Genomic DNA, 26,705 nt, shown 5'->3' with positions numbered 1-26,705 from the left:
AAGGCTTTATATCTTATTTATTGCCTTTTTCAAAATCAGCTACAAACTGAGCCAATCCAATATCAGTCAAAGGATGTTTCAACAATCCAGCAATAGCAGATAATGGTCCTGTCATCACATCTGCACCAATTTTAGCACAGTTTACAATATGCATTGTGTGACGCACAGAAGCTGCTAAGATTTGAGTCTCATATCCGTAGTTATCATAAATTTCTCTAATTTCCTGAATCAAATTCAGACCATCTGTAGAAACATCATCCAAACGGCCAATAAAAGGCGAAACATACGTTGCTCCCGCTTTAGCTGCCAATAAAGCCTGACCTGCAGAAAACACAAGTGTTACATTAGTTTTAATTCCTTTATCAGAAAAATATTTTGCAGCCATCACCCCTTCTTTTGTCATAGGCAATTTTACAACGATCTGCTCATGCAATTCAGCTAATTCCTCACCTTCTTTTACCATTCCTTCAAAATCCAGCGCATTTACTTCAGCACTTACATCACCATCAACAAGATTACAGATGTCAACATAATGTTTCAAAATATTGTTTTTCCCCGTAATTCCTTCTTTTGCCATCAAAGACGGGTTTGTTGTTACACCATCCAAAACACCTAATGCCTGTGCTTCCTTAATTTGAGCTAAATTAGCTGTATCAATAAAAAATTTCATAATTATATTTATTTAATTGTGTTCATAATTTGGGCGTGACCACAAGGGTCGGGTGCTCCACTGTATCTTTTTGTTTTTAAAGAAAAAACAAAAAGGATGTCGCTTCACCCCTCACGCAAATCCGGTGCAAAATTACAATTTAAAATTACTTAGAAGAATTGTTTTTGTTTAATTCTCTCAATTCATCTCTGATTTCTTCCAGAACTCTTAGGGTATCCTCTTTATAAGCTTCTGAATTATTGACTTTATCACTTATTGAGCTTAGTATTCTGCGAATGACAAACCAAACCAAAATTAAAAATATAAGGCCTACGATACTGGGGTAAAATTCATTAATATTATCCATAATTCTATAATTTATAATGATTCATCAGCATTTTTTCATACACCTTATCCGGAAGCGCACGTTTTAAAACAATTGAAAACTTCTGCATAAAAACACCCACTTTATAATGCACTTTTGGGCTTTTCTCCTGCATAATTTTATAAACTGCTTCAGCCATTTCATTCGGATTACTTCCTGCATCTACATGTTCATTCATAGTTGCAAGCGTATCACCATATACTTTTTCATAAGCCGATCCTTTAATAACCGGAGCATGATAACGACCCGAAGCAATATTGGTAGCAAAATCGCCCGGTGCAACATTGGTAATCTCAATTCCAAATTGCTTTACCTCCATTCGTAAAGCTTCGGTAATTAACTCCAAAGCTCCTTTTGAAGCCGAATAAACGCTGCGATATGGCAATCCCATATAAGCCGCAATCGACGTAATATTGATAATCAAACCTGATTTTTGTTCACGCATCTGTGGTAAAACCGCTTTCATCACTTCAATCGGACCGAAAAAATTGGTTTCAAAGTTATTCTTGATTTCCTCCATCGGAATTTCTTCCAAAGGTCCCGTAATTCCAACACCTGCATTATTTATTACAACATCTAACCTTCCTGAAGTTTCTATAATTTTAGCGACAGCAGCTTTAATTGATTCCGCATTTCGAACATCCAGAGCCACTAGCGGAAAAACAGAATTTACTACTTTATCAGGATTTCTGCTTGTTCCGTAAACTACGAAACCTTTTTTATGCAAAAATTCTCCAATTGATTTACCAATCCCTGAGGAGCCTCCAGTTATTAAAACGACTTTGCTCATTTTTAAGTTAGATGTTAAATGTTATAAGTTAATAGTGACTGTCTGTGTGTAGAATTTGATGTAGCAGGTAAAACTTTTAACCTTTCACATATAACTTCTAACTTCCGACAGGGGTAAAAATAAAAAAATCCTCCCGAAGGAAGACTACATTTGTATAAATTCTAAAAATAAAAAATGGCAAGCGACCTACATCGCACCGCTCAACCGCTTACCCTTGCTATGTTCCCATCCTGGGGGAGTCTGCAGGAGCTGGTCGTGTAGGACTTGCCGGTGCAAATATACAATCTTTTTATATTTTTGCAAGAGCTTTGTTGCTATAAAAATATCATCGTATATTGGACTATTCAAATTTTAGACTATGAAAAAACATAACTTCCTAGCTGCCATTTTATTAGGAATCACATTAATTGGATGCGGCGATAAAAATAAAGGTGAAAATTCTTTATTTACTATAGACGATTCTGCTTTTCCGGCACATTTTCTGCCTCAGGAAGCTGTTTCAATTGCTGTTTTAAATCCAAAATCGAAAGAAATTGACAGTATCGCCTACTTTGTAAACGACAAAAAAGTGGGAAGCACAAAAGGTGCTGAAAAATTCAAATTTGAATTAAAGAACCAAAAATTAGGGTATCAATATCTAAAAGCAACTGTTTATTTTGGAAGCGATTCATCTGATGCTACAAAAAGAGTAGAATTAGTTTCAAACGTTAGTCCTAAATTATTAAAGTATAAAATTATCAATACTTTCCCTCATGATACCGCTTCATTCAATGAAGGTTTAGAATTTCACAATGATACTTTATACGAAGGTACTGGACAATACGGTACTTCTTACGTCAGAAAATACGATTATAAAACAGGTAAAATCTACAAACAGACTGACCTTGATAAACAATATTTTGGTGAAGGAATTACAATCTTAGATGGGAAATTATACCAACTAACATGGGAACAAGAAACCGGTTTTATCTATGATGCTAAAACCTTAAAGCTAGAAAAAAAGTTCAAATATGACAAAAAAATCCAAGGTTGGGGAATGACCAATGACGGAAAATACATTTACCATTCTGATGGAACAGAAAAAATCTGGAAAATGGATTCGGCTACTCAAAAACTGATTGATTATATTAATGTATATTCCGGAGATACAAAAATCAAAGCCGTTAATGAATTAGAATGGATTAACGGAAAAATTTATGCAAATATTTGGCAAAAAGATGCAATCGCTGTTATTAATCCGATTTCTGGAGCTGTGGAAGGAATATTAGACATGTCGGGTTTACGTAAACTAACAACAGGTATAACTAAAGATGATGTATTGAACGGAATAGCTTACAATTCAAAAACCAAAACCATTTTTGTTACCGGTAAAAACTGGAGTGAAATGTTCGAAATAACCGTTTCAGAATAAATCAGACAAAAAATAACCTAAAACACGAATTTCACAGATTTCACTAATTACAAAGTGACGTTTGCGAAATTCGTGTTTTTAATTTTATTAAATTTATACAATGCCAACTCTTATTACCAACATAAAAGAATTACTTCAGGTTCGGGAAACTTTTGTTTCTAAAGTTTCCGGAGCTGAAATGGCCATTCTTCCCACCATAAAAAATGCCTTTTTAATTACAAAAGACAATCTCATTGCTGATTTTGGTGCTATGGAAAATCTCCCACAAATAAAAGCTGATAAAATTATTGATGCAACAGGACGAATTGTACTCCCTGCCTGGTGTGATAGTCACACACACATTGTATATGCAGGAAATCGAGAGCAGGAATTTGTAGACAGAATTAATGGACTTACTTATGAGGAAATTGCAAATCGTGGAGGCGGAATCCTAAACTCTGCAAAAAAATTAAACGAAACCTCAGAAGAAGAAATCTACGAGCAGTCAAAAGTCCGTCTTGAAGAAGTAATGCATTTGGGGACCGGAGCTGTCGAAATAAAATCAGGTTACGGATTAACAGTTGAAGGTGAATTAAAGATGCTTCGTGTCATAAAAAAACTTGCCGAGAATTATCCAATTTCTATAAAAGCTACTTTTTTGGGCGCTCATGCTTTCCCATTACATTACAAAGAAAACAAAGCAGATTACATTGATGAAATCATAAGCAAAATGCTTCCTAAAATTGCCAAAAACAAACTGGCAGAGTATATTGATGTATTTTGTGAAAGTGGTTATTTCTCAGTAGAAGAAACTGAAAAAATAATGAAAGCCGGAATCACGTTTGGATTGACCCCAAAAATCCATGTAAATCAGTTTAAATCACTTGGAGGTGTAAAAGCAGGTGTTCAACACAAAGCCCTTTCTGTAGATCACCTTGAGATTATGAGCAGAGAAGATATTGAAGTGCTGAAAGATTCCGAAACTATGCCGGTTGCTTTACCTTCATGCTCTTACTTTTTAAGCATCCCTTACACTCCTGCCCGTGAAATGATCAATGCAGGTTTACCAATTGCCTTAGCATCCGATTTCAACCCAGGTTCTACTCCATCGGGTAATATGAATTTTGTTGTAGCAACTGCCTGTATCAAAATGAAAATGACCCCCGAAGAAGCCATTAATGCGGCTACAATAAATGGCGCATATGCAATGGGACTTTCAAAAACCCACGGAAGTATCACAAAAGGTAAAAGAGCCAATTTGATTATTACAAAACCTGTGTCATCATATTATCAGATCCCTTATGCTTTTGGAAGCAACCTGATAGAAAGCGTCATTATTGAAGGCAAAATTTTTACATAAAAAAAGAGGAGCTTTAAAAACTCCTCCTTATTATCTGGCAATTCAATATCTTATCTTAAAGAAAAGCTTGTTTTAGAAACTAATTCTCCATTATCAAAGATATTAATAAAATAAGTTCCTTTAGCAAAATCCTTACCTGGTAAGTCTTCAGAAACGTTTACAGTTTTATTTTCGTATTGTACTGTTGTTTTAAAGCTATAGGTTAATGAATTATCTCCAAAACTTTCTGTTCTCTTGTCACCTAGCACATTATTCTTGCTATCAATCACCTGTACATAATATGTTTTATCTCCTGACTTTGCGATTTGATTTTCAGCGATAGTAAAACTAACTTTTAAAACATCAGCACGACTTGCTTTATCCGTTTCTATTTGCTTACCTGAACTTTTCAATTTGTAAGCCGCTGTTTTTGTATTTAAAATAGATAATTTAGACCCTTTTTCAACTGTTTTAGATAATGCTTCGTTTTGCCCTACTAAAACTTCATTGAATTTTTTCGACTCTCCCAACACCACAATTGTACTATCTCTCTGAACTGTTAAAACGCCATTTTGTCTTTTTAATTCATCGTTTTCAGCAACCAGAGTTTTCATTTTAGTCTGTAATCCCTGAACTTGTGATCTGAATTTAGAAACATCACCTTTTGACTTGTTCAGATCATCCATTAAGGCTACAACTTTATCTCTTTCCTGAATCAATTCATCTGACATTGATGTATTTTCAGCAATAGCGGCATCATATGTTGCTTTCAATTCCTGAAGATCCTTCATTACAGATTCTTTTTCTGTCAGAGTGTGTGTCAGTTCTGTTTTTACGACATCTGAATCAGAAGAAAGTTTAAAAATATACACTAAACTACCAATTAGTAGGACTGCTAAAACAGCGATTATCGCCTTTAGACTTGAGTTGTTTTTGTTTGGGTTTTCCATATTTAATAATTTTCTTAAAAACAAATTTAAATAATTAATATAACGTAATAACGTAACTTCCCACAATTATATTATTTTTGGATAATATTTTTTTTATGGACAAATTAATTCCTTTTACTGTTAATGATTTAGCAAAAGTCACTAATCACCGCAGCGGTGAAATAAAATTTGGAGAAAAAATGATTACTATTCCGAAAGGAGTAGACATACACCAGTTTATAAAAGAGAGTGAAGCTAAATATGTTATTTTGGGTATTCCTGAAGATATTGGGGTACGTGCTAATTACGGAAGACCGGGGGCAGCTTCGGCCTGGGAATCTGCCATAAAAAGCATTGCAAATATTCAGCATAATCGTTTTTGCAAAGGCAGCCAGATTATTGTTTTAGGTAATATAAATGTTTCTGAGCTAATGCGTGAGAGTGAAAATCTTGATTTTAATGATATCGATGATCGCTCAAAGCTAAGTCAGCTTGTTGAAAAAATTGACAAAGAGGTATCTCATGTTGTTTTCACTATACTTAAAGCAGGAAAAACACCTATTATAATTGGTGGTGGTCATAACAATGCTTATGGAAATATAAAAGGTACAGCCTTAGCCAAAGGTAAATCAATAAATGCAATCAACTTTGATGCTCATTCCGATTTCAGAATTCTTGAAGGACGACATAGCGGAAATGGTTTTTCTTATGCCTATGAAGAAGGTTTTCTTAAAAAATACTTCATTTTTGGTTTACACGAAAATTACACTTCAAAAAGTGTTTTAGATATCATAAAAAAACTTGAAGACCGCGTACGTTATAACACATATGACAGCATAAGCATACGTGAAGAAAAAGATTTTACAAACGAAATGATTTTAGCACTTGAATTCATAAAAACAGATTCGTTTGGAATAGAGATTGACCTGGATGCTATCCCTAATATTGCCAGCAGTGCCATGACAATCAGTGGTTTTTCAATTGAACAGCTGCGACAGTTTATTTATTACTTTGGACAACACAAAAACGCAGCCTATCTGCATATTTGTGAAGGCGCACCTGATTTAGACAATTCTCCTAACAGCGATTTAATTGGTAAACTAATCGGTTATCTTGTAACTGATTTTATTAAAGCAAATCACGAAAAAATTTAAAAACCGGACAATATTAACCATTGATAATTATCACTTTTCCCAAATAAACCTAAATTCAATTAAACCATTGCCTGAATAAAACTATCTTTGCACCGAATTTTAGTACTTAAAACTAAGTTCTTAATACCTAAGATATGTTATTCGAAGATTTATCACTTTCAAAAAGTATACAAAAAGCCGTATTTGAAGAAGGCTACTTAAATCCCACCCCTATTCAGGAACAAGCTATTCCGATTGTCTTAGCGGGCAGAGATTTAATTGGCTGTGCACAGACCGGTACCGGAAAAACGGCAGCATTTGCCATCCCAATTATACATCAGTTACACCGAATTGTAGGCTCATCAAAAAAAGCTAAGCAAATCCGTGCCCTTATAGTTACTCCAACCCGTGAATTGGCAGTACAAATTGGACAAAGTTTCGACACTTATTCCAAATATACAAACTTGACACAATTGACGATTTTTGGCGGTGTATCCCAGAATCCACAGGTTGACACTTTAAAAAAAGGTGTTGATATTTTAGTAGCTACACCGGGCAGACTTTTAGATTTACAAAAACAAGGTTTTCTCGATTTAAATCATTTGCATGTTTTAGTACTTGACGAAGCAGATCAAATGCTGGATATGGGATTTGTAAACGATGTAAAAAAAATCGTAAAACTAACCCCTAAAAACAGACAAACGCTATTTTTTTCGGCAACTATGCCAATAGCAATACGTGAACTGGCTGAAATGTTTTTAACAGATCCCGAAACCGTAACTGTTTCTCCAGTGTCTTCAACTGCGGAAAATGTAGAGCAGCGCGTTTATTTTGTAGACAAAACTGAAAAGAGAAATTTACTTTATCACTTAATAAAAACAGAAGGATTATCCAACATACTGGTTTTTGCAAGAACCAAGCATGGCGCTGACAATATTGTTAAAGCATTGCGCAAAAAAGAAATCCCTGCTGAGGCAATTCACGGGGACAAATCTCAAAATGCAAGGCAACGTGTTTTAGATGCCTTTAAAAATAAAGAAGTAGGCGTATTGATAGCAACTGATATTGCTGCGAGAGGAATCGATATTGACCAGTTACCGTTTGTAATTAATTTTGATTTACCCAATATACCGGAAACTTATGTGCACAGAATTGGGCGAACAGGACGTGCAGGAAATGGCGGAATCGCAATATCTTTCTGTGGTAAAGATGAGCATCCATATTGGAAAGACATACAAAAATTAATAAAAGTGGATGTAAAAACAATTAGTGATCATCCGTACCAATGGCATGCCGGAAGTCCTGATGCAACTGAAATGCCTAAAAATTCAAACAGAAGCGGAGGCGCTCATAAATCACGAAAATCAAATGCTTCTAAGCAAAATAAAAAACGCTGGTATTAACACCAGCGTTTCTTGTATGTTGAAAAATTATATTTAACTATATTTCTGACCCCGATTCTAAATCATTATTGCCTTCCCATTGTCCAACTACTGAAGTTGCCAAAGCATTTCCTAAAACATTTGTCGCACTTCTGAACATATCACAAAAATGATCAATTGGCAAAATTAAAGCAATTCCTTCAACCGGAATATCAAACATACCGCAAGTTGCCGCCACTACCACCAGACTTGCTCGGGGAACACCTGCAATTCCTTTACTGGTTAACATTAAAACTAAAAGCATTACCATTTGGGTTCCAAGATCAAGATGCACCCCATAAGCCTGCGCAATAAAAATACTGGCAAAAGTCATATACATCATACTACCGTCAAGATTAAAAGAATAACCTAAGGGCAACATAAACGAAACTATTCTGTCTTTTACGCCAAATTCTTCCAGCTGTTCGGTTAATTTAGGAAAAACAGCTTCACTGCTGGTTGTTCCGAAAGCAATTACCAAAGGCCCAACAATTCTCTTCAATAACTCGTTCATCCTGTTTTTTAAGAAAACATATCCGACAACTATCAAAATAACCCACAAAGAGCTAATTCCAATCAAAAACGAACCAAAAAATTTAAAATACGTAATAGCTAATTCCTGAAAATCTCTTACGGCAAATACTCCTGCAATGGCTCCAAAAACTCCAATTGGAGCAAAGTTCATCACGTAATTTACCATTTTCAAAACGATATGAGATGTTTTATCAAGAGCTTTTATTACCGGCTTTACAGTATCTCCTAAAGATGCGGCAGCCAATCCGAAAAAGACTGAAAATATTACAATCTGTAAAATTTCATTGGTTGCCATAGCCTCAAAAAGACTTTTCGGCACAATATGCTCCACAAAATTTTCAAAAGAAATTGATTTTGTTTTAGCAGTAACTTCAGAAGCTGTTGTTAAATCTACATGTCCTAACTTTAGCCCTACTCCAGGTTCTAATATGTTTACATAAAACAAACCAATTAGCAAGGATATAAACGAAGCTGTAAAAAACCACCCAAGAGCTTTTCCTCCAATTCTTCCCACAGCTTTAATATCACCTAATTTTGCTATTCCTACCACCAAAGTCGTAAAAACCAAAGGTGAGATAATCATTTGAACAAGTCGAATAAAAATGGTTGCCAGCATCTTTATTTTATTGCTAAATGATTGGGCTGCCTCAGACGAAATCGAATTATGCAATATAATTCCTAAAATAGCTCCTAAAACCATCGCTATTAAAATTTGACCTGTAAGTCCTGAAAAAAAAGATGTTTTTTGCTTTTGGATTGTATCCATCGGTATGTTTGAATTTATAATTAAAAAAAGACCCTCACTGCCTGCTTTTAAATTAATATGTTTTGTTGATTAAGTAAAAATCCGCCAAAACAATAGCTGCCATCGCTTCTACAATAGGAACAGCTCTTGGTACTACACACGGATCATGACGTCCTTTTCCTGTCATTGGGGTGATGTTACCTTTATTGTCTAATGAGTCCTGAGTCTGCATGATAGTCGCTACAGGCTTAAAAGCTACCCTGAAGTAAATATCCATACCGTTGCTGATTCCTCCCTGAATTCCACCTGAAAGATTGGTTTTTGTAGTACCATCAGGATTATATAAATCATTATGCTCGCTTCCTTTCATTTCTGAACCTGAAAAGCCACTTCCGTACTCAAAACCTTTTACTGCATTTATGGAAAGCATTGCTTTACCTAATTCTGCGTGGAGCTTATCAAAAACAGGTTCTCCTAAACCAACAGGAACATTCTGAATCACGCATGAAACAACTCCTCCAACAGTATCTCCCTGTTTACGTATCTCACGGATATATTCTTCCATTGTTGCCGCTGATTTTTCATCAGGACAACGCACAGGATTGCTCTCTATCTTTGAAAAATCCAATTCCTGATACGGAATATCCAGATGAATTGGTCCTACAGATGAGACATAGGCATTAATTTTGATTTCCGGCAGCATTTGTTTAGCAATAGCTCCTGCCACTACTCTGCTGGCTGTTTCACGTGCTGAACTTCTCCCGCCACCGCGATAATCCCTGAAACCATATTTTTGATCATACACATAATCTGCATGACTTGGCCTGTAATTATCTTTTATATGTGAATAATCATCCGATTTTTGATTGGTATTCGGAATAATAAATCCGATTGGAGTTCCGGTAGTTTTTCCTTCAAAAATACCCGATAAAAACTGAACCGCATCCGGTTCTTTTCTTTGCGTAACAATTGCTGACTGTCCTGGTTTTCTTCTCGCCATATCCAACTCAATTGCCTCAAAATCAAGCTGAATTCCTGATGGACAACCATCTATGATTCCGCCTAAAGCTTCCCCATGAGATTCTCCAAATGTGGTAACTTTATATAGTGTGCCGTAGCTATTTCCTGCCATTATAATTAGTTTTGAGCAAATGTAAGTTTTATGAATTAAATTAAAAAATTTAAAATGAGTATTGACCACAATAGCACTCTTTAAAAAAATCATAATTTATTAAAACTAAAATCCAATTGATAACGTTTTGATAAAATAAAACCTATTTTGATTTACTTAATTTGCTAAACTTCAAATTTGAGAAAAATTGAAAAAAAGAAATGTCGAATTAGTCATCATTTCCGATGTGCATTTAGGAACTTACGGCAGTCACGCCAAAGAGTTAAACAACTACCTTTCAAGCATTAAACCCAAAACATTAGTTTTAAACGGAGATATTATAGACGCCTGGCAATTTAGAAAATCTTACTTTCCAAAATCACATCTGAAAGTTATTCAGCGAATTATCGGAATGGCTTCAAAAGGTACAAAAGTGTTTTATATTACCGGAAATCATGATGAAATCCTGAGAAAATTTAGTGATATGAATATGGGTAATTTTTCTTTGTTAGACAAATTGGTATTAGAATTAGACGACAAAAAAGCATGGATTTTTCATGGAGATGTTTTTGATGCTTCAGTACAACACTCAAAATGGATTGCAAAGCTAGGCGGATTAGGTTACGATTATTTAATCCTGATGAACCGATTTGCCAATTGGTGTTTAGCAAAATTAGGAAGAGAACCTTATTCATTTTCAAAAAAAATAAAAGCAAGTGTAAAAAAAGCTGTTAAATTTATTTCTGATTTTGAAACTACAGCCACTGATCTGGCTATCGAAAAAAAATACGATTATGTGATCTGCGGACATATTCATGAGCCTAAAATTATTGAAAAAGAAAATAAATATGGCTCAACCTTATATCTGAATTCAGGAGACTGGATAGAAAACTTAACCGCTTTAGAATATCACAAAAAAAGATGGAAATTATTCTCGTATTCTAATGCAGACTTTACCGAATCCGAAGAAAATCTTTTTGAAATGGAAGATATTTTGACTTCAGAATTATTTACCTCAATAACCAAAAAGTAACTTTTTAATAACCAACAACTTACTAAAACCCAAGATAAAATATAAATATACCGATACTAAAAATGGGAATTACATAACAATTTTGAACAATTTTATACGTTTGAGTGGAACAATAATTATAATTTTGAACAAAAATTAATAACCATTTTTTATGAAAAAAATCATTTTATCAGCTATTACGCTATTAGGTATAGCGTTTACTGCACAGTCACAAGAAATTTCTAAACACGCATTAGGATTACGCCTAGGAGACAATAACGGATTTGGAGGTGAAATATCATACCAATTAGGGCTGAACCAAAAAAACAGACTTGAATTTGACTTAGGATGGAGAGACGACAGATATGTTGATGCAATAAAAGGAGTTGCTCTTTATCAATGGGTATGGAATATTGATGGAGGCTTCAACTGGTATGCCGGTGTTGGGGGTGGTGTTGCAGCCTGGGATTATGATGGTCCTGGTGATTATGATGGAGATCGTAGTGACACATATATTTTTGCAGCTGGTGATATTGGTATAGAATACAGATTTAAGGAATTTCCTCTTACTCTATCATTAGATGCCAGACCTGAAATTGGTTCAGGATATTATGATGACGATAACTTTGGTTTCGATGTAGGTCTAGGAGCAAGATTCAGATTCTAAATTTCCAATAAAACTTTATAAAAAAACCTGTCGTTTAAAAGCGACAGGTTTTTTTTTACTTGATAACGATCTCTTTTTTAGAATGTATTTTCACAACCGTATAAGGGTAACTAACTACCTGCATTACCATAGCGTCTTTCGCAGGAGTATTTTCTTTGACCGTAATAATAATATTTTTATCTGTTTCTTCTACCTTTTCAACTCCTATTGAGTATCCTCCGGTATTTTTTTCTCCCATATTCAAAATCACATAATTCGAATTTTTAATATCATCATGTTTCATTTTATCCTTTAAAAGAGGATCGTTCTGAAGCATCATGATTTCATTTGGTTCAGTCAAAATTTCAAAAAATTTGATATTTCCACCCCCATTAGATTGCTCTGTGAGAATTTCATATAATGGAATCTTTGAATCCGATGTTTTTTTTGCTCCACAGGAAATCAGCATAAAAACTGCTAAAACCGAAACTACTTTTTTCATTTACTGTCCATTTAGGTTATCTATTCTTTATAATCGTCTATTGCTTTTTGATATAACGCTTCATATTTAGGTAATATGTTTTTAATATCGAATTTTTTTGCAACCTCAAGAGCATTATTTTTAAATTGTTTTAAAACCTTATCATCCTGAAGAATTTTTATAGCATTTGCCGCCATTTCTTCAACATTACCTACATCACTTAAATATCCTGAAACACCATCAAAATTTACTTCAGGCAAACCACCTGAATTACTCGAAATTACCGGAACTCCGCAGGCCATTGCTTCTAAAGCTGCCAAACCAAAACTTTCCGTTTCTGATGGTAGCAAAAACAAGTCTGTTAAAAGCAAAATTTTATCAATTTCATTACTATTACCAAAGAAAATTACCTTATCCAAAATTCCTAACTCCTGACATAACTGTTCTGCATTTTCTTTTTCAGGACCGTCTCCAACCATCATAAGCTTAGCCGGCATTTCCTTTTGAATATGATAGAAAATCTTAATAATATCAGGAATCCTTTTTACCTTTCTAAAGTTACTGATATGAGTAATAATACGCTCATTTTCATTTGCCATAACACTACGATGACAAGGCGCAGCGGGATCTTTAACCACTTTATCCAGTTCAATAAAATTCGGAATCACCTTAATTTTATTCTTGATTTTGAATAACTTCAACGTATCGTCTTTCAAACTTTGGGAAACCGAAGTCACATAATCTGATTTATTGATACTGAAAGTTACAGCCGGTTTATAAAAAGGATGATTTCCAACAAGCGTAATATCCGTACCGTGAAGCGTGGTAACCATCGGAAGGTTAATTCCTTCGTTTTTTAGCATTTGTTTTGCCATATAACCCGCATAAGCGTGAGGAATTGCATAATGTACATGCAAAAGTTCGATTTTGTACAACTTTACCATATCAACTAATTTGCTTGACAAAGCCAATTCATAGGGCTGATAATGAAAAAGAGGGTATTCAGGAACGTTAACTTCGTGATAATGAACATTTGGATTTAAAAGCGCCAATCGCACAGGCTGGCTATACGTAATAAAATGGATTTCGTGTCCACGTCTGGCTAATTCAAGACCTAATTCAGTGGCAACTACCCCACTTCCGCCAAAAGTCGGATAACAAACTATTGCTATTTTCATGTATTAAATTTAATTCTACGAAAATACTCAAAAATAGCGTTTAATTGAGCGTTTGATTTGTTAGATTTTTGTAAATCTTAGAGAGATCAGATTATTAGATAGTTAGATTTTTGATTCTAATTTTAATCAGAAGCAGAGAAATTTATTTTCAAAAGAAACACCTGTCCCGCTGTTCGCTGTATCTTTTGTGCCGAACCCCGGCCCAAAAGGATGCCGCTACCATCGGGGCTAGATTATAGGTTTTTGTTTTTTAAAGTAAAAAAGTATTACTTATATAGTTCATAAAAATTCATATAAATATTACCTGTCTCACTAGCTTTTCTCCTTTTTTTCAATAACAGATCTGGAAATGAAACTCTATTGTCTAAAATTGCCATAATATCAACACCATCCATAATTATTATAGATTGAAAGTGAGGAGAAATTGCCCCTGTAGTTACACCATCCATTGTAATGAGCAAACCTGCTGCAGTTTTAAACTTAGATTCAACTTTGTAACAAAAAGTTGCCAAATCAGTTCGACTAACTTCAACTTTCCATTTTGCTTCCAAAAGAAAATCAGTATTTTGAAAAGTAAAAGCCCCATCAATTTGCTCGCCATGAATTTTAAAAGAAGCTTTAGGATCTAAATCATAAAGCATAAATAGATCATATAGAAATTTTTCAAATTGAAATCCACGTTGTTGAAAATTTGTATTCGTTGCAATTTTATTAAACACTTCTTTTAAAACAACTAATTCACTATCTAGAGAAATGACTTTTTTTAGTTCTTGATTAGTTTTAGCTTTTCTTTTTTTTGCTTCTTCTTGCTCTTTAGTTATTTCAATATATCCTTTAGTATGAATTCTTAAATTTTTTACTGCTTCTTTGGCTTTTTTTGTTTTTGAACCATCATCATCCCAAAATTTTAAATTATCAAAATCGGTAAAATCGGTTACAGCTAACAGCTAAGGGATTCGTTGCGTGCGTAGCACGAACAATGAAGCCCGTGTTGAACGGAACCGCTCAACATCCATCCCTATGGAGTTATCGTAAAGTTTTGATAGAGAATTTCAAGAGGATTTAGTGTCCTCTTTTTTTTTGAAGTGGTTTCAAAGATGGTTTTGTCGTGTTTTCCTTCACCTTAGCACATAAGTTCCCTTACCCGTAAAATTAACTTTCACGGGGAATTGGCTTTTGGCTACCGCCAAGATACCAAGCAGGTGGACCACGCTGGTCAAAAACTGCTATCCGATACAAATTGCCCGTTTTGCAACACGGACATTTGGGTAAAAAAGGCTTTTTATCCGCTTTTTCCAAGACTTTAACTTGGAGTTTCTCCTGTAAAAGCTTTAGCTTCCCACGCTTCCAAGTGCTGCTCAAAAAACCATAATGCCGAATCTTGACAAAGCGCTTGGGCAAAATATGCAAAGCAAATCGGCGAATAAACTCCCGATGTGTGAGTGTCATCTGTTTTCTAAAGCCATTTTGACGATAGTCCTTATAATCAAAAGTTACATTTTGGGCATCAATGCTTTTAATGCGATGATTGCTAATGGCGATCTTATGAGTGTATCTGCCCAGATATTCCACCACAGACTTTGTACTTCCAAAAGGTCGTTTGGCAAAAACTACCCAAGGCTTCTGCCATAATTCTTGCCGTACTTGCTCGTATTTTATGGGTTCTTTCTTTTTAAGTTTCTCACAAAATTTCGCTCTAAAAACCTTCGACAAGGCTTTGATTGGGAACAGAAACGTACCATTTGCCCTGATATTTTGCCATTGTCCCTCTTTATCAACTCCTCCGCCAGGCACAATACAATGCAGGTGCGGATGAAGGCTCAACTGCTGTCCCCAGGTGTGCAAAACAGCAATCATTCCCAGTTGTATTTCTTTGGCTTTGCCAAATTTTTGAAGCGTTTCCCAAGTCGCTTCAAACAGGGTCTCATACACCATTTTTGGCTGATGCATCGCCAAGGAATTAATGCTGTCGGGCAAGGTAAAAACCATATGAAAATAAGGAACAGGCAAAAGTTCGCTTTCTCTGGCATCTATCCATTGCTCTGATTTGTTACCTTGACACTTGGGACAATGTCGGTTGCGGCAAGAATTATAACTTATCGATATCTTACCACAACTATCACAGGCATCAATATGACCACCCATTTGAACGGTTCTACATTTTTTAAGAGCAGACAATGTGCGAAGTTGCCAAGTATTTAAGCCTAAATATTCAAGTCTTGTTCCTAACTTTCCAAGCACATCGGCTACTTCAAAGAGCGGCTGCATTGGGCAAAAAGAGTATCAAGGGGACTAAACTTTTGTTGGCTAGCAAGTTGGGCAATCTGTAAATACTCCAAAGTGGTTTCTAGGTTTTGGTGTCCTAAAAGGTCTTTGAGGGTTATAATATCCATGCCATCTTCGAGTAAATGCGTGGCATAACTATGCCGAAGTGTGTGCGTGTGAACCTCTTTTTTGACACCAGATGCCTTGGCCACTTGCCTCACTACCCATTGCACGCCTCGTTGCGAATACCGATTGTCAAAATCACCTCCTGATCCATTAGGCAAAGGTTGCCCATTAAAAAGGTAATCTTGTGGTTTTTCGGCTTCGATATATTTTTTGAGTCCTCGTATTAAATGAACAGATAAAGGAACATAGCGGTCTTTTTTACCCTTTCCTTGCACTACTTTGAGTTGCTTTCTATCGAAATCTAAATCTTGTAATCGTACAGAACGTGCTTCCATACAACGCAATCCGCAACCATAAAGCAATCCAATAAGGATTCGATGTTTGAGTAATTTAGCCCCTTGAAGCATAACCCAAACTTCTTCTTTACTCAAAACAACGGGTAGTTTTTTCTCGTGTTTTATGGACGGTAAACGCAAGTACTCATAAGGCAAGCCTTCTGATTTTAGAAGAAAGCGAAGACCATAAACACAATGTTTGAAATAAGTTTGTGAAGGGGTTTTGGACTTTTTCTGCTGGTAAAACAAGTAATCTTGTACTTGTTCAGGATCTAAATCCGTTGGGATTTTCCCAAAATACAATGATATAGAAGCAACATGTCGAGAATAATTATTAAAAGTACTTTGACTTCTGCCCAATACCGAAATAGTACGTTCAAAACGATTGATGAGTTCCTCAAATCCTGGAACTTCTCGTTTAGCCTGGTTGAGAATTTTGTTTTCTCTTAATTCTTCAACATTCTTTTTTTTGTAGTCATATCTTACCGAATTTAATTATATTCGTAAGGTACGAAATCACGGTAAGTGCTACCGAAGGTTTAGTTCAACAATAAATTCATTAAATCTTGTTCATAAATATCCAAACGATTTGTCATTCTTGATATTAATTCCTTAATACTTTCCCTCTTAGTACCTTGCCAATTTATTGTACTAACAATCGTAGAATTATCAAGAACTAACTTCAAATAATCTTGTAAATTCTCTTTTTTCCAATATATTACTGTCAAAGCTTCTTTTAAAGAAAGGATAGCTTGCGGAGAAATTTTCTTTTTCATTTAAAAAATATCAATTATAATTCTATACTAATTAGAGCTTATCAAAAAAAAGGCATAAAACCTAAATTTCATGCCTTTTCAAATATACTATAATATCTTTTAGAAAAATCGACTGTGCCAGCTATCAGCCGCAGGAACTTCCCACGATTCATTAAACTCTTCGATATTGTTTACCAAATTATTAAACACAATCGTATTTTCAGAAACCGATTTATCTTTAACCATCTTTTTAAAATCAATCAATGGTTTGTGCGCTATGTGTTCTCCAAGTTTAAAAGTAACATTCATTTTATCAAGCAAATCAACGTTATATTTCTTCTCCAAACCCTGAATAAATTCAACCGAACTGTCAATTGAACAGCCTGTAGCTGCCTGTACTTCCTGATTAACTGCTAATACAATAAAACGATTGTATTTAAGTAAAAAAGAAGCTTCAAGACTTGTTCCGTGAGCTGCCCAGCCTTCTACGAATGCTTTTAAGTCAGCCTCTATTTCCGAAAATTCCTCCTCAGAAAATTTTCTGTTCGATTGATAAATCCAGACTCTGGATTCACCAGGTAAATTTTCAAAAGGTATATACATCTTTAAATTTTGTTTTTGTTTGTTTTTTTGTTTCAGGTTTAAAGTTTCAAGTTAAAAACTTTGAGTCTTTGCTACTTTAAATCTTAAATTACAAATCTTGTGCATTCGCAATTAACTCTGCAATATCCATCACTTTTACCTGTCCTTCTTTTTCTTTGTTTTTGATACCGTCCGTTAGCATAGTATTACAGAATGGGCAACCAGCAGCAATAATATCCGGCTGCGTTTCAAGTGCATCTTCGGTTCTTTCGATATTTACTTCCTTATTACCAGGTTCAGCATCTTTAAACATTTGTGCACCACCTGCTCCACAACACAATCCATTCGCTTTTGAACGTTTCATTTCAACGAGTTCAACATCCAGTTTCTGAATCAAATCTCTTGGCGCTTCATAAACTTTGTTGGCTCTTCCTAAATAACAAGGATCGTGAAAAGTGATTTTCTTTCCTTTAAACTGACCGCCTTCAACTGTGAGCCTTCCTTCGTCAATTAATGATTTTAAAAACTCTGTATGATGAATTACTTCATAGTTTCCTCCCAATTCAGGGTATTCATTCTTCAAAGTATTAAAACAATGCGGACATGCTGTAACTATTTTTTTAGCTTCGTATGCATTTAAAACCTCGATATTCATCATAGCCTGCATCTGAAACAAAAATTCATTTCCGGCTCTTTTTGCCGGGTCACCGGTGCAGCTTTCTTCAGTACCAAGCACTGCAAAAGAAACGTTTGTACGATTTAGAATTCGCACAAAAGCTTTTGTAATTTTTTTTGCCCTATCATCAAAACTTCCTGCGCAACCAACCCAAAACAACACTTCAGGCTGCTTTCCTTCGGCCAGCATTTCTGCCATTGTTGGTACTACTAAACTTTCTGACATCTTCTTTTGTTGATTTATTAATCGATATTTTAAATTCTTCGGTTACATTCTAAAAACAACCAAATAACTATAATTCTAATTCTCGTTTTTCCAGTTTAATCGATCCTGCTGACTGTATTGCCAAGGCGCTCCATTGTTTTCGATATTGGTCATCATCGCATTTAGTGACATTGGCGCAGCACTTTGTTCCATTACTAAATAACGACGCATATCCATAATAATAGACAACGGACTAATATTTACAGGGCATTCTTCAACACAGGCATTACAAGACGTACACGCCCACAACTCTTCAGGCGTTATATAATCGTTCAATAATGTTTTATTATCCGGAACAAAAACTCCTTTGTTGGCATCAATATTTTTCCCTACTTCCTGTAAACGATCTCTTGTATCCATCATTATTTTACGAGGAGAAAGTTTTTTACCCGTTTGGTTAGCCGGACACGCCGATGTACAACGCCCGCACTCGGTACAAGTGTAAGCGTTTAATAACTGTACCCAGTTTAAATCCTGAACATCACTAGCTCCAAATTTTGAAGGAACTGCATTTTCATCTACTGGCGCTGCCGCAAACGGATCGGCATTTGGATCCAGCATCAATTTCACTTCTTTAGTAACAGATGCCAGATTATCAAATTGTCCTTTTGGCTTCAAATCAGCAAAATAAGTATTTGGAAATGCTAAAAGAATATGCAGGTGTTTTGAAAAATACAAATAGTTCATAAAACACAAAATACCTACAATATGCAACCACCAGAATACTTCAAATAAAACGACAACCATTTCATTTGACATTCCGTTAAAAATTGGTGCTATAAACTGGCTTACCGGAAAACTTCCTGCTTTATGAAAAACTCCTCCCGGAACATTTTGTAAATGCAGGTCTGAAGCGTTCATCAATAAAAACAAAATCATCAGAACCGTTTCAAAGTACAGGATATAATTAGCATCATTTTTTGGAAACCCTTTCAAATCTGAATGTATAAAACGTTTCAGACGAATCAGGTTCCTTCTGATCCAAAAAACGGTTACAGCAACAATTACAAGTATTGCTAATATTTCAAAAGAAGCTATCAGGATATCATAAACACCGCCTAAATAAGGAGCAAACACTCTATGTGTTCCCAATAAACCATCAATTATAATTTCTAATAATTCAATATTTATAATTATAAACCCAACATATACAAAAATATGAAGTACGCCTGCTACAGGACGTTTAACCATTTTAGATTGTCCAAGTGCAATCATGACCATATTTGTCCAGCGAGCTTTAGAATTATCACTTCTGTCTACGTCAATACCTAAATTGATATTTCTTATAATTTTTTTTACCCCTGAAGCAAAAAAAACGAAACCTGCTATCAGAACTATAGCAAACAAAATATTATCTAGATAGCTCATATCTCTTATTTATTATTCGTCGAATTTTCCTCTTCTTTGGGAGCCACATAAGGCTTATTTTTCTTTCCAAAAACAGAAACATTTACGTAACGTGTTGGATTAAGACGTACATCCTGTAGCAATAATTCTAATTCTTTTGAAGTTTTAGATAAATTATTATACAAAGCATCATCATTTAGTAATTTACCTGCAGTGCCTTTGCCTGAATTTAAATTAGTCATAATACCATCTACTTTAGCTAATGTCTGGTTTAAGTTTTTAACCGTTTTACCTAAACCAGCCTTGTTTAAAGAATCTGATATCTTATTGAAATTACCTGACATTTTATTGAAATTTGTAACAATTCCGTTAATCTGTCCTTTGTTGGTATCTAAAATAGAATTCAGACTTCCCGAAGCCTTGTGAAACTGTTGCATAGTCTCACTCAATTCTGACAATGACTTTTTTAAATCTTCCTGCCCTTTTTTATCTAAAACATTATTTAAACCGGAAACCAGCGTATTGATATTAGCCAGCATTAGATCTAATTTTTGCTGAATAGGTTCAATTTTACCTCCTAAAGACTCCGTCAATCCTAATTCAACTGCAGACTCAAGAGCCTGTCCGTCTTCAGCAGGAATTTTATCAGCTAAATTTGGAATAATTTTAATTTGTTTTCCTCCAATCAAACTTGGGGAATACAATGACGCTTTGCTGCTTTTAGAAATTGGGAAATCAGTTTTTAACTGAAGTTCTACCAATAATTTACCAGTTGTTTCATTGATGGTAATTTTATTTACTTTACCAATTGCAAGTCCGTTTAAAGTTACCGGAGCTGATTGTGCCAAATCCTCAACATTATCATATTCTACATATAATGTTTTGTAGTTAGTAAAAAGATCTCTGCCTTTTAAAAAACTATATCCCCATATAAATAACAGAATCGACGTGATGACTAATATAGCCGTTTTAATTTCTCTTGTTAGTTTCAAAATTGTAAGTGTTTAATACAAAAATAATATAAATATTCGAACTTATCAGTATTATTTGATAGCATCCTGAATATTGATTTTCTCACCATTTCTGGTTGCGACTAAAAATGAAGCTCCATATCCTTTAGTCTTAGCTTCTTGCAGGTACTTCTTGGCCATTTCGTAATCTGAAGTTTCCTGATAGAAATATTTATAAATATTGTTTTCATAAATCATAGTTATATTTTTTAAACCTTTAAAGTTTTTAGGTTCTAATGGTGTCTTTTTTATACTTGCAATAAGCTGCACTTTGAAGAGAGTTCCTTTAGGAGCATCTTTAACTGCTTTTTCTACAGTTTCCAATGCCTTTGGCTTTGCAGGAACAGAAGTGTCTTTTGCAGGTTTAACTTCATTTATTTCCAGAGCTCCAGTTCCAAAATATTCCCTTTTATAACTTAGAATCGCCTGTGCAATAGCTTCTGCGATATCATTCTGACCGGCTTCTGAATTTAAAATATCGCCTTCAGTAGGATTAGATACAAAACCAGTTTCAACTAAAACTCTTGGCATATAAGCTTTATGAAGCACCATAAAAGGAGCTTGTTTTACACCTCCGTGACGAAGTTTCTTTCCTAATTTTGCAAAATTATCCTCAATTTTACTGGCTAATGAAATACTATTATCAAGATATTCCTCCTGCATCAGCATCATTGCAGTCATCGATTCAGGTGAATTAGGATCAAAGCCTTCATATTTACGTTTATAATCTTTTTCCAAAGTAATAACAGAGTTCTCTTTTTTAGCAGCTTCAAGATTCGAGGCAACTTTACTTAAACCCATAACATAAGTTTCTGTTCCATCAGCAGCTGTATTTTTATTCGCATTGCAATGTATAGAAACAAAAATATTTGAGTTGGCTCTGTTTGCAATATTAGCCCTTTCAACCAAATCTATAAAAACATCTGTTTTTCGGGTATAAATAACATGAACATTCGGACTAGCTTCTAATATTTTTCCAACTTTAAGTACAATAGCCAAAGCAATATTTTTTTCAATACGACCACTATAAACAGCACCAAAATCATGATCACCATGTCCTGCATCAAGGGTTACTTTAAAAACATTCGACTGAGAGTAAGCACAAAAAGACATTATCGTTAGAAAAGAAATAAATAGTAGTTTTGTTTTGTTAAAAACATTCATAATCTAAAAGTTAATTTTAATAAAATGCAAAGCTATAATTTTTACAATTGATTATTTTTGCCAAAAAATTATATGTAAGTTTGACATGTCAAAAAACAAGCCATACTTTTACAAAATTAGCATTTAAACCTTTGCATACAAACTTATTTAATATCGTTTTATTATCATTTTTCCTAAGTGTAGGATGTGGTAATTTATATTCACAAGAAAAAAAGACCAAAAAATCTCAGGCATCTTCTGCAAGACAAACAGATAAGACTAAAAAAGCTGTCTCAGATACTACAAAAACGGCTACAGATACAATTAAAACCGACAGTATCAAACCGAAAAAAGCTTTTTTAGACGGAATAGTAAAACGTACTGCAAAAGGGTATCAGAAAATCGATCAGAAAAACAAAACACTTACACTCTACGATGAGGCTGAATTGTATTATAAGGATATAGAACTAAAATCGGGTATTATTGTCCTTAATTATGATAAAGATGAAGTATATGCCGGAAGAATAAAAGATTCTGCAGGTGTTTTGATACAATATCCGAATTTCAAACAGGGTTCTAATGAGGTTCAGCCAGATTCAATTCGTTTTAATTTCAAAACTAAAAAAGCTTTAATTTATAATTCAAGAACAGAACAGGGAGAATTTAAAATAAAAGCACAAATAACTAAAAAAGAAAACGATTCTGTTTATTTTTTGAAGGGAGCCCGTTTTACTACCTCTACAGATGTTGATAACCCTGAATATTATTTCAGAACCAGCAGAGTAAAATTTGTTCCTGGAAAAAAAGTAGTGGTTGGATTGACTAATATGGTAATTGCAGATGTGCCTACTCCTATTGCGTTACCATACGCATACTTTCCAATGAGTCAGGAAAAAAGTGTTTCAGGTGTTATCATACCAAGTTATAACGATTCTAATACAAGAGGTTTTTCACTGCAAAATGGAGGTTATTACTTTGCATTGAGTGACAATTACGACTTAACAGTTTTAGGAGATTATTACACAAACGGAAGTTATGCCATGCGTTTTGAATCTTCTTATGCCAAAAGATACAAATATAGAGGGAACGTCAATTTTAGGTTTGAGAATTTAATTTCAAGTGAAAGAGGCTATCCTGATTATTCCAAACAAAACATCTACAACTTACAGTGGTCACATTCAAAAGACTCAAAGTCTAATCCAAATTCCAGTTTTTCTGCCTCTGTTAATATGGGAAGTAGTAAATATTTTAAGCAATCTATTAATCAGGCTAATATTGGTTCAAACTTAAACAATACCCTGAGTTCTTCTATTTCGTGGAATAAAACTTTTAATACAATTCCGCAAGCCCGTATTGCCTTGACAGCAACCCATTCACAAAACACACAAACGGAGCAAATCAATATGACATTGCCATCCTTACAAGGAAGTATTGATCGTATCTATCCTTTTGTTGGGAAAGATGGCGCAAAAAAAGGATTAATCAAAAATATCAATTTGCAATACAATCTGAGCGGTAAAAACAGTTTTGTAACTACTGATTCTTTATTTTTTAAGCCCCAAATGTTTAGAGATGCACAAATCGGAATGCAGCATAGTATTCCGCTTAGTACCAATTTTAAAATATTCAAGTATTTTAGTGCCAGTGCCTCTACAAATTATCAGGAAACCTGGGTAACCAAAACAATTAAAAGATTTTACGATGAAAATTCAAGTAAGGTTGTTGACGAAACAGTTAATGGTTTTGATGCTTTTAGAACTTATAACTTCAGTTCAAGCTTAGGAACTACAATTTATGGTACTTTCAAATTTGGCGAAACAAAGAAAATACAAGCCATACGTCATGTTATGCGTCCATCATTTTCCTACTCATACACACCAAGTTTTGAAAAATATTATGACACTTATGCAATAGATGCCACTGGGAAAACTTACAAAGATTACACCCGATTTGAAAATGGTGTTTACGGACAACCTGGTAAATCAAATTCCAATATAATAGGTTTTGATTTAAGCAACACTTTTGAAGCTAAAGTAAGGGATAAAGACAGTACTAAAACAGAACCTAAAAAGGTCATGCTTTTAAATAACCTGAACTTTAGCACCAGTTATAATTTTAATGCTGACGGAAAGACAACATTTGCTCTTGAACCTGTACGTGTGAGCGGAGGAACTCAACTTTTTGAAAACAAGATGAACGTCAATTTTGCAGCAACTTTAAATCCGTATGCAATCGATAATTCAGGTCAGCAAATTAATGTATTCAACATTAACAATGGAGGAAGCTTATTCCGGATGACAAGTGCCAATATGACACTTAATTATTCGTTTTCAAACAAAAATGATAAAAAAGAAGAAAACAAACAAAGCGAGCGAAACGGAGGACGCAGCGACGATTTATTTGGTACAAACACGGATTTGAATGACACAAGAAAAAGTCAGTTTTCTGAAGAAGAATCTGAGAATGTAATTACCGAATTCTTTAATTCAAAACTTCCCTGGGATATGACTATGGCTTATTCTTTAACTTACTCAAATACTCAAAGAGAAAATAAGATTACAGGAAATTCGATAATGGTTTCTGCTAATATGGATATTACGCCTAAATGGAAAGGCGGAATCTCAAGCGGTTATGACTTTGTACAAAAAGGAGTTACTTTTACACAATTGCGCTTTGAAAGAGATTTATTAAGCTGGAGAATGTCTTTTAACTGGACACCTCTTGGAGCATATTCAAACTGGAATTTCTTTATTGGAATAAAATCAGGAATGCTTAGTGACATCAAATGGAACAAACGAAGTACCTTAAACCGATAATCTTCAATAAAAAACTTAATATTTGATATGAAAAAAGTAATTTTTACGGAAAAAGCACCAGCTCCAATAGGCCCATATAACCAGGCTATATTATCAGGAAACACTTTGTATGCTTCAGGGCAAATAGCTCTAAATCCTAAAACAGGAGAACTTGTGACGGCAAACATCGGTGATGAAACACATCAGGTTATGCAAAATATTGCTGCTATTTTAGAAGCTGCAGAAATGACTTTTGAGAATGTTGTAAAAGCTACTATTTTCATAATGGATATGAATAATTTTGCTGCAATCAATTCTGTTTACGGATCTTATTTTAATGAAAAAACCGCTCCAGCACGTGAAACGGTTCAGGTGGCTTGTTTGCCAAAAAATGTAAATGTCGAGATTTCTATAATTGCTGTGCAATAGCGTCTAATAGTAATTGTGCCGTTGCTTCATTAGTAGCCAGCGGCACATTATGTACATCACAAACCCTAATAAGCATATTTATATCTGCTTCATGAGGATGACTAGACAAAGGATCCTTAAAAAAGAAAACCATATGCGTTAAGCCTTCAGCCACTCTTCCGGCAATTTGCGCATCTCCTCCCAAAGGTCCGGAAAGCATTCGTCTTGTTTTAAAACCTGCTGCTTCCGCTTTTCCTCCTGTTGTGCCGGTACCAATTAAACTTATTTTCTCATTCTGCAGAACCTCGGAATTTTTAATTAAAAAATTAATCAAATCCGCTTTTTTACCATCATGTGCAATAATCGCAATTTCCATTCTAATTCTTTATTTATTAGCAACGTGATACGCAATAAGCCCGTCAATTGGACGTCTTAAAACATTTCCTAATTTAAGTTCGTATTTATCAAATATTTCCTGTAGCTCGTCCTTTAAATAAAAAGCTATAGAACCAACGAAATGAACAGGAACTTCCTGGCAATTATCATATTGTCTGATGTAATTTTTAACGAAAGATTTCATTCCTTTAAAAATAATTTTTCTGCAAAAATCGGAATCTTTGTGCTGAATAAGAAATTTAGCAAAAGTTGCTAAATAAGCATTTGGATTTGGTTCTTTGTATAATTTATTTTTAATAAAATCTGGATCCACATCGTATTCTTTTTCAAACTCAACAGCCAGTTCTTTAGGCATTTTATTGAAATAATATTTTCGGATCAATTCTTTTCCAAAAACATTACCACTACAATCATCCATTACAATGTAACCTAATGATTGTACCTTTTGATGCAATACTTTTCCATCAAAATAACTGCAATTAGATCCTGTTCCTAAAATGCTGACAATTGCTTCTTCTCCTTTAGGTGTAGTAGCATATACCGCAGCATAAGTATCTTCCTGAACTTCTACAATAGCATTTTCAAAATATCCCTGAAATACCTGAGACAAAGACAGTTTCATTCTGTCAGTACCGCAGCCTGCACCATAAAAAAATAAATGAGTAGCTTCTTTTCTGTTCTGTGAAATATCAAAACGATCATTTACTCTTTCAATAATCTCCGGACCATCAAGGATCTCAGGATTTAGCCCTAAAGTTTGTGTTGTGAATAACACTTTTCCACTATCATCAATTGCAATCCAATCAGCTTTGGTAGATCCGCTATCAACTATTAATTTCATGTTAGTTTAGTTTTTTAGT

27 protein-coding genes and 1 other RNA gene are annotated in these 26,705 nt (G+C 34.5%); 8 read left to right on the top strand and 20 right to left on the bottom strand.

Features of this window, described 5'->3' with window-relative positions; genetic code table 11:
* Positions 1-13: 13 nt before the first annotated feature.
* From fsa to ffs, 4 genes are all read right to left on the bottom strand, one after another.
* Positions 14-670 carry a fructose-6-phosphate aldolase gene (gene fsa, locus ACNC7R_RS08790; protein ID WP_163410361.1) on the bottom strand — a complete coding sequence of 219 codons (657 nt, stop codon included), beginning with the start codon at positions 668-670 and terminating at the stop codon, positions 14-16.
* A gap of 145 nt (positions 671-815) precedes the next feature.
* Entirely contained in the window at positions 816-1,016 is a 201-nt protein-coding gene (locus ACNC7R_RS08785; RefSeq protein WP_417940569.1) for a hypothetical protein, read from the bottom strand.
* A 4-nt stretch (positions 1,017-1,020) separates the two neighbouring features.
* On the bottom strand, positions 1,021-1,824 hold the full coding sequence (locus tag ACNC7R_RS08780; protein ID WP_417940568.1) for an SDR family oxidoreductase: 804 nt from the start codon (positions 1,822-1,824) through the stop codon (positions 1,021-1,023).
* Between the two features lie 172 nt (positions 1,825-1,996).
* An RNA gene (ffs, locus tag ACNC7R_RS08775) (signal recognition particle sRNA small type) lies at positions 1,997-2,094 on the bottom strand.
* 88 nt (positions 2,095-2,182) lie between these two features.
* Between ffs and ACNC7R_RS08770 the strand changes: the two genes are divergently transcribed.
* Positions 2,183-3,235 carry a glutaminyl-peptide cyclotransferase gene (locus ACNC7R_RS08770; RefSeq protein WP_417940567.1) on the top strand — a complete coding sequence of 351 codons (1,053 nt, stop codon included), beginning with the start codon at positions 2,183-2,185 and terminating at the stop codon, positions 3,233-3,235.
* A 100-nt stretch (positions 3,236-3,335) separates the two neighbouring features.
* On the top strand, positions 3,336-4,574 hold the full coding sequence (gene hutI, locus ACNC7R_RS08765) for an imidazolonepropionase (protein WP_417940566.1): 1,239 nt from the start codon (positions 3,336-3,338) through the stop codon (positions 4,572-4,574).
* Positions 4,575-4,624: 50 nt separating this feature from the next.
* Here the strand turns inward: hutI and ACNC7R_RS08760 are convergent, their stop codons facing one another.
* Complete coding sequence (locus tag ACNC7R_RS08760) at positions 4,625-5,503, bottom strand: hypothetical protein (protein ID WP_417940565.1); 879 nt, start codon at positions 5,501-5,503, stop codon at positions 4,625-4,627.
* Between the two features lie 95 nt (positions 5,504-5,598).
* Between ACNC7R_RS08760 and ACNC7R_RS08755 the strand changes: the two genes are divergently transcribed.
* Together ACNC7R_RS08755 and ACNC7R_RS08750 are read left to right on the top strand one after the other, a co-directional pair.
* Positions 5,599-6,636: a formimidoylglutamase gene (locus tag ACNC7R_RS08755; protein ID WP_417940564.1), complete on the top strand. Its 1,038-nt coding sequence runs from the start codon at positions 5,599-5,601 to the stop codon at positions 6,634-6,636.
* A 134-nt stretch (positions 6,637-6,770) separates the two neighbouring features.
* On the top strand, positions 6,771-8,018 hold the full coding sequence (locus ACNC7R_RS08750) for a DEAD/DEAH box helicase (RefSeq protein ID WP_417940563.1): 1,248 nt from the start codon (positions 6,771-6,773) through the stop codon (positions 8,016-8,018).
* A 37-nt stretch (positions 8,019-8,055) separates the two neighbouring features.
* Here ACNC7R_RS08750 and ACNC7R_RS08745 read toward each other — a convergent pair whose 3' ends face one another.
* Complete coding sequence (locus ACNC7R_RS08745) at positions 8,056-9,336, bottom strand: dicarboxylate/amino acid:cation symporter (RefSeq protein ID WP_417940562.1); 1,281 nt, start codon at positions 9,334-9,336, stop codon at positions 8,056-8,058.
* A gap of 52 nt (positions 9,337-9,388) precedes the next feature.
* Entirely contained in the window at positions 9,389-10,447 is a 1,059-nt protein-coding gene (gene aroC / locus ACNC7R_RS08740; RefSeq protein ID WP_417940561.1) for a chorismate synthase, read from the bottom strand.
* A gap of 187 nt (positions 10,448-10,634) precedes the next feature.
* Between aroC and ACNC7R_RS08735 the strand changes: the two genes are divergently transcribed.
* Together ACNC7R_RS08735 and ACNC7R_RS08730 are read left to right on the top strand one after the other, a co-directional pair.
* A complete protein-coding gene (locus ACNC7R_RS08735; protein ID WP_417940560.1) occupies positions 10,635-11,459 on the top strand; it encodes a UDP-2,3-diacylglucosamine diphosphatase in 825 nt (274 codons plus the stop codon).
* Between the two features lie 151 nt (positions 11,460-11,610).
* Positions 11,611-12,105 carry a hypothetical protein gene (locus ACNC7R_RS08730; protein ID WP_417940559.1) on the top strand — a complete coding sequence of 165 codons (495 nt, stop codon included), beginning with the start codon at positions 11,611-11,613 and terminating at the stop codon, positions 12,103-12,105.
* A 55-nt stretch (positions 12,106-12,160) separates the two neighbouring features.
* Here ACNC7R_RS08730 and ACNC7R_RS08725 read toward each other — a convergent pair whose 3' ends face one another.
* The 11 genes from ACNC7R_RS08725 to ACNC7R_RS08675 all read right to left on the bottom strand — a co-directional run bounded on the left by ACNC7R_RS08725 (position 12,161) and on the right by ACNC7R_RS08675 (position 22,267).
* Positions 12,161-12,586, bottom strand: a complete 426-nt coding sequence (locus ACNC7R_RS08725) for a protease complex subunit PrcB family protein (RefSeq protein ID WP_417940558.1) — start codon at positions 12,584-12,586, stop codon at positions 12,161-12,163.
* 20 nt (positions 12,587-12,606) lie between these two features.
* The gene (gene bshA / locus ACNC7R_RS08720; protein WP_417940557.1) at positions 12,607-13,743 is read right to left on the bottom strand and encodes an N-acetyl-alpha-D-glucosaminyl L-malate synthase BshA; all 1,137 of its coding nucleotides are present in this window, start codon (positions 13,741-13,743) and stop codon (positions 12,607-12,609) included.
* Positions 13,744-14,009: 266 nt separating this feature from the next.
* A complete protein-coding gene (locus tag ACNC7R_RS08715; protein WP_417940556.1) occupies positions 14,010-14,462 on the bottom strand; it encodes a hypothetical protein in 453 nt (150 codons plus the stop codon).
* 433 nt (positions 14,463-14,895) lie between these two features.
* Entirely contained in the window at positions 14,896-16,011 is a 1,116-nt protein-coding gene (locus ACNC7R_RS08710; RefSeq protein ID WP_417940369.1) for an IS91 family transposase, read from the bottom strand.
* Positions 15,990-16,829 (bottom strand): tyrosine-type recombinase/integrase, encoded by an 840-nt coding sequence (locus ACNC7R_RS08705; protein ID WP_417940368.1) that lies wholly within the window; start codon positions 16,827-16,829, stop codon positions 15,990-15,992. The genes ACNC7R_RS08710 and ACNC7R_RS08705 overlap by 22 nt, the downstream gene beginning before the upstream one ends.
* A 179-nt stretch (positions 16,830-17,008) precedes the next feature.
* Positions 17,009-17,245, bottom strand: coding sequence for a hypothetical protein (locus tag ACNC7R_RS08700; RefSeq protein WP_417940555.1), 237 nt, complete (start codon positions 17,243-17,245; stop codon positions 17,009-17,011).
* Between the two features lie 99 nt (positions 17,246-17,344).
* Positions 17,345-17,827 carry an ABC transporter ATPase gene (locus ACNC7R_RS08695; RefSeq protein WP_417940554.1) on the bottom strand — a complete coding sequence of 161 codons (483 nt, stop codon included), beginning with the start codon at positions 17,825-17,827 and terminating at the stop codon, positions 17,345-17,347.
* Between the two features lie 88 nt (positions 17,828-17,915).
* Positions 17,916-18,707, bottom strand: coding sequence for a (Fe-S)-binding protein (locus tag ACNC7R_RS08690; RefSeq protein ID WP_417940553.1), 792 nt, complete (start codon positions 18,705-18,707; stop codon positions 17,916-17,918).
* 75 nt (positions 18,708-18,782) lie between these two features.
* Entirely contained in the window at positions 18,783-20,114 is a 1,332-nt protein-coding gene (locus ACNC7R_RS08685) for a 4Fe-4S dicluster domain-containing protein (protein ID WP_417940552.1), read from the bottom strand.
* A 5-nt stretch (positions 20,115-20,119) separates the two neighbouring features.
* On the bottom strand, positions 20,120-21,085 hold the full coding sequence (locus tag ACNC7R_RS08680; protein WP_417940551.1) for an MlaD family protein: 966 nt from the start codon (positions 21,083-21,085) through the stop codon (positions 20,120-20,122).
* A 51-nt stretch (positions 21,086-21,136) separates the two neighbouring features.
* Positions 21,137-22,267, bottom strand: a complete 1,131-nt coding sequence (locus ACNC7R_RS08675) for an N-acetylmuramoyl-L-alanine amidase family protein (protein ID WP_417940550.1) — start codon at positions 22,265-22,267, stop codon at positions 21,137-21,139.
* An 80-nt stretch (positions 22,268-22,347) separates the two neighbouring features.
* On the opposite strand from ACNC7R_RS08675, the gene ACNC7R_RS08670 reads away from it, so the two are divergent.
* Together ACNC7R_RS08670 and ACNC7R_RS08665 are read left to right on the top strand one after the other, a co-directional pair.
* Positions 22,348-25,062 (top strand): putative LPS assembly protein LptD, encoded by a 2,715-nt coding sequence (locus tag ACNC7R_RS08670; RefSeq protein ID WP_417943154.1) that lies wholly within the window; start codon positions 22,348-22,350, stop codon positions 25,060-25,062.
* A gap of 27 nt (positions 25,063-25,089) precedes the next feature.
* On the top strand, positions 25,090-25,470 hold the full coding sequence (locus ACNC7R_RS08665; RefSeq protein WP_417940549.1) for a RidA family protein: 381 nt from the start codon (positions 25,090-25,092) through the stop codon (positions 25,468-25,470).
* Here ACNC7R_RS08665 and ACNC7R_RS08660 read toward each other — a convergent pair.
* Positions 25,451-25,825, bottom strand: a complete 375-nt coding sequence (locus tag ACNC7R_RS08660) for a methylglyoxal synthase (protein WP_417940548.1) — start codon at positions 25,823-25,825, stop codon at positions 25,451-25,453. The genes ACNC7R_RS08665 and ACNC7R_RS08660 overlap by 20 nt on opposite strands.
* A 9-nt stretch (positions 25,826-25,834) precedes the next feature.
* Complete coding sequence (locus ACNC7R_RS08655; protein ID WP_417940546.1) at positions 25,835-26,686, bottom strand: N-acetylglucosamine kinase; 852 nt, start codon at positions 26,684-26,686, stop codon at positions 25,835-25,837.
* Positions 26,687-26,705 lie beyond the last annotated feature (19 nt).

Source organism: Flavobacterium adiutor, from assembly GCF_048282555.1.
In the GTDB taxonomy this organism is placed as follows: Bacteria; Bacteroidota; Bacteroidia; order Flavobacteriales; family Flavobacteriaceae; genus Flavobacterium.
Note: the sequence above shows the minus strand (reverse complement) of the source record. Positions and strands in the feature narration are given on the sequence as shown.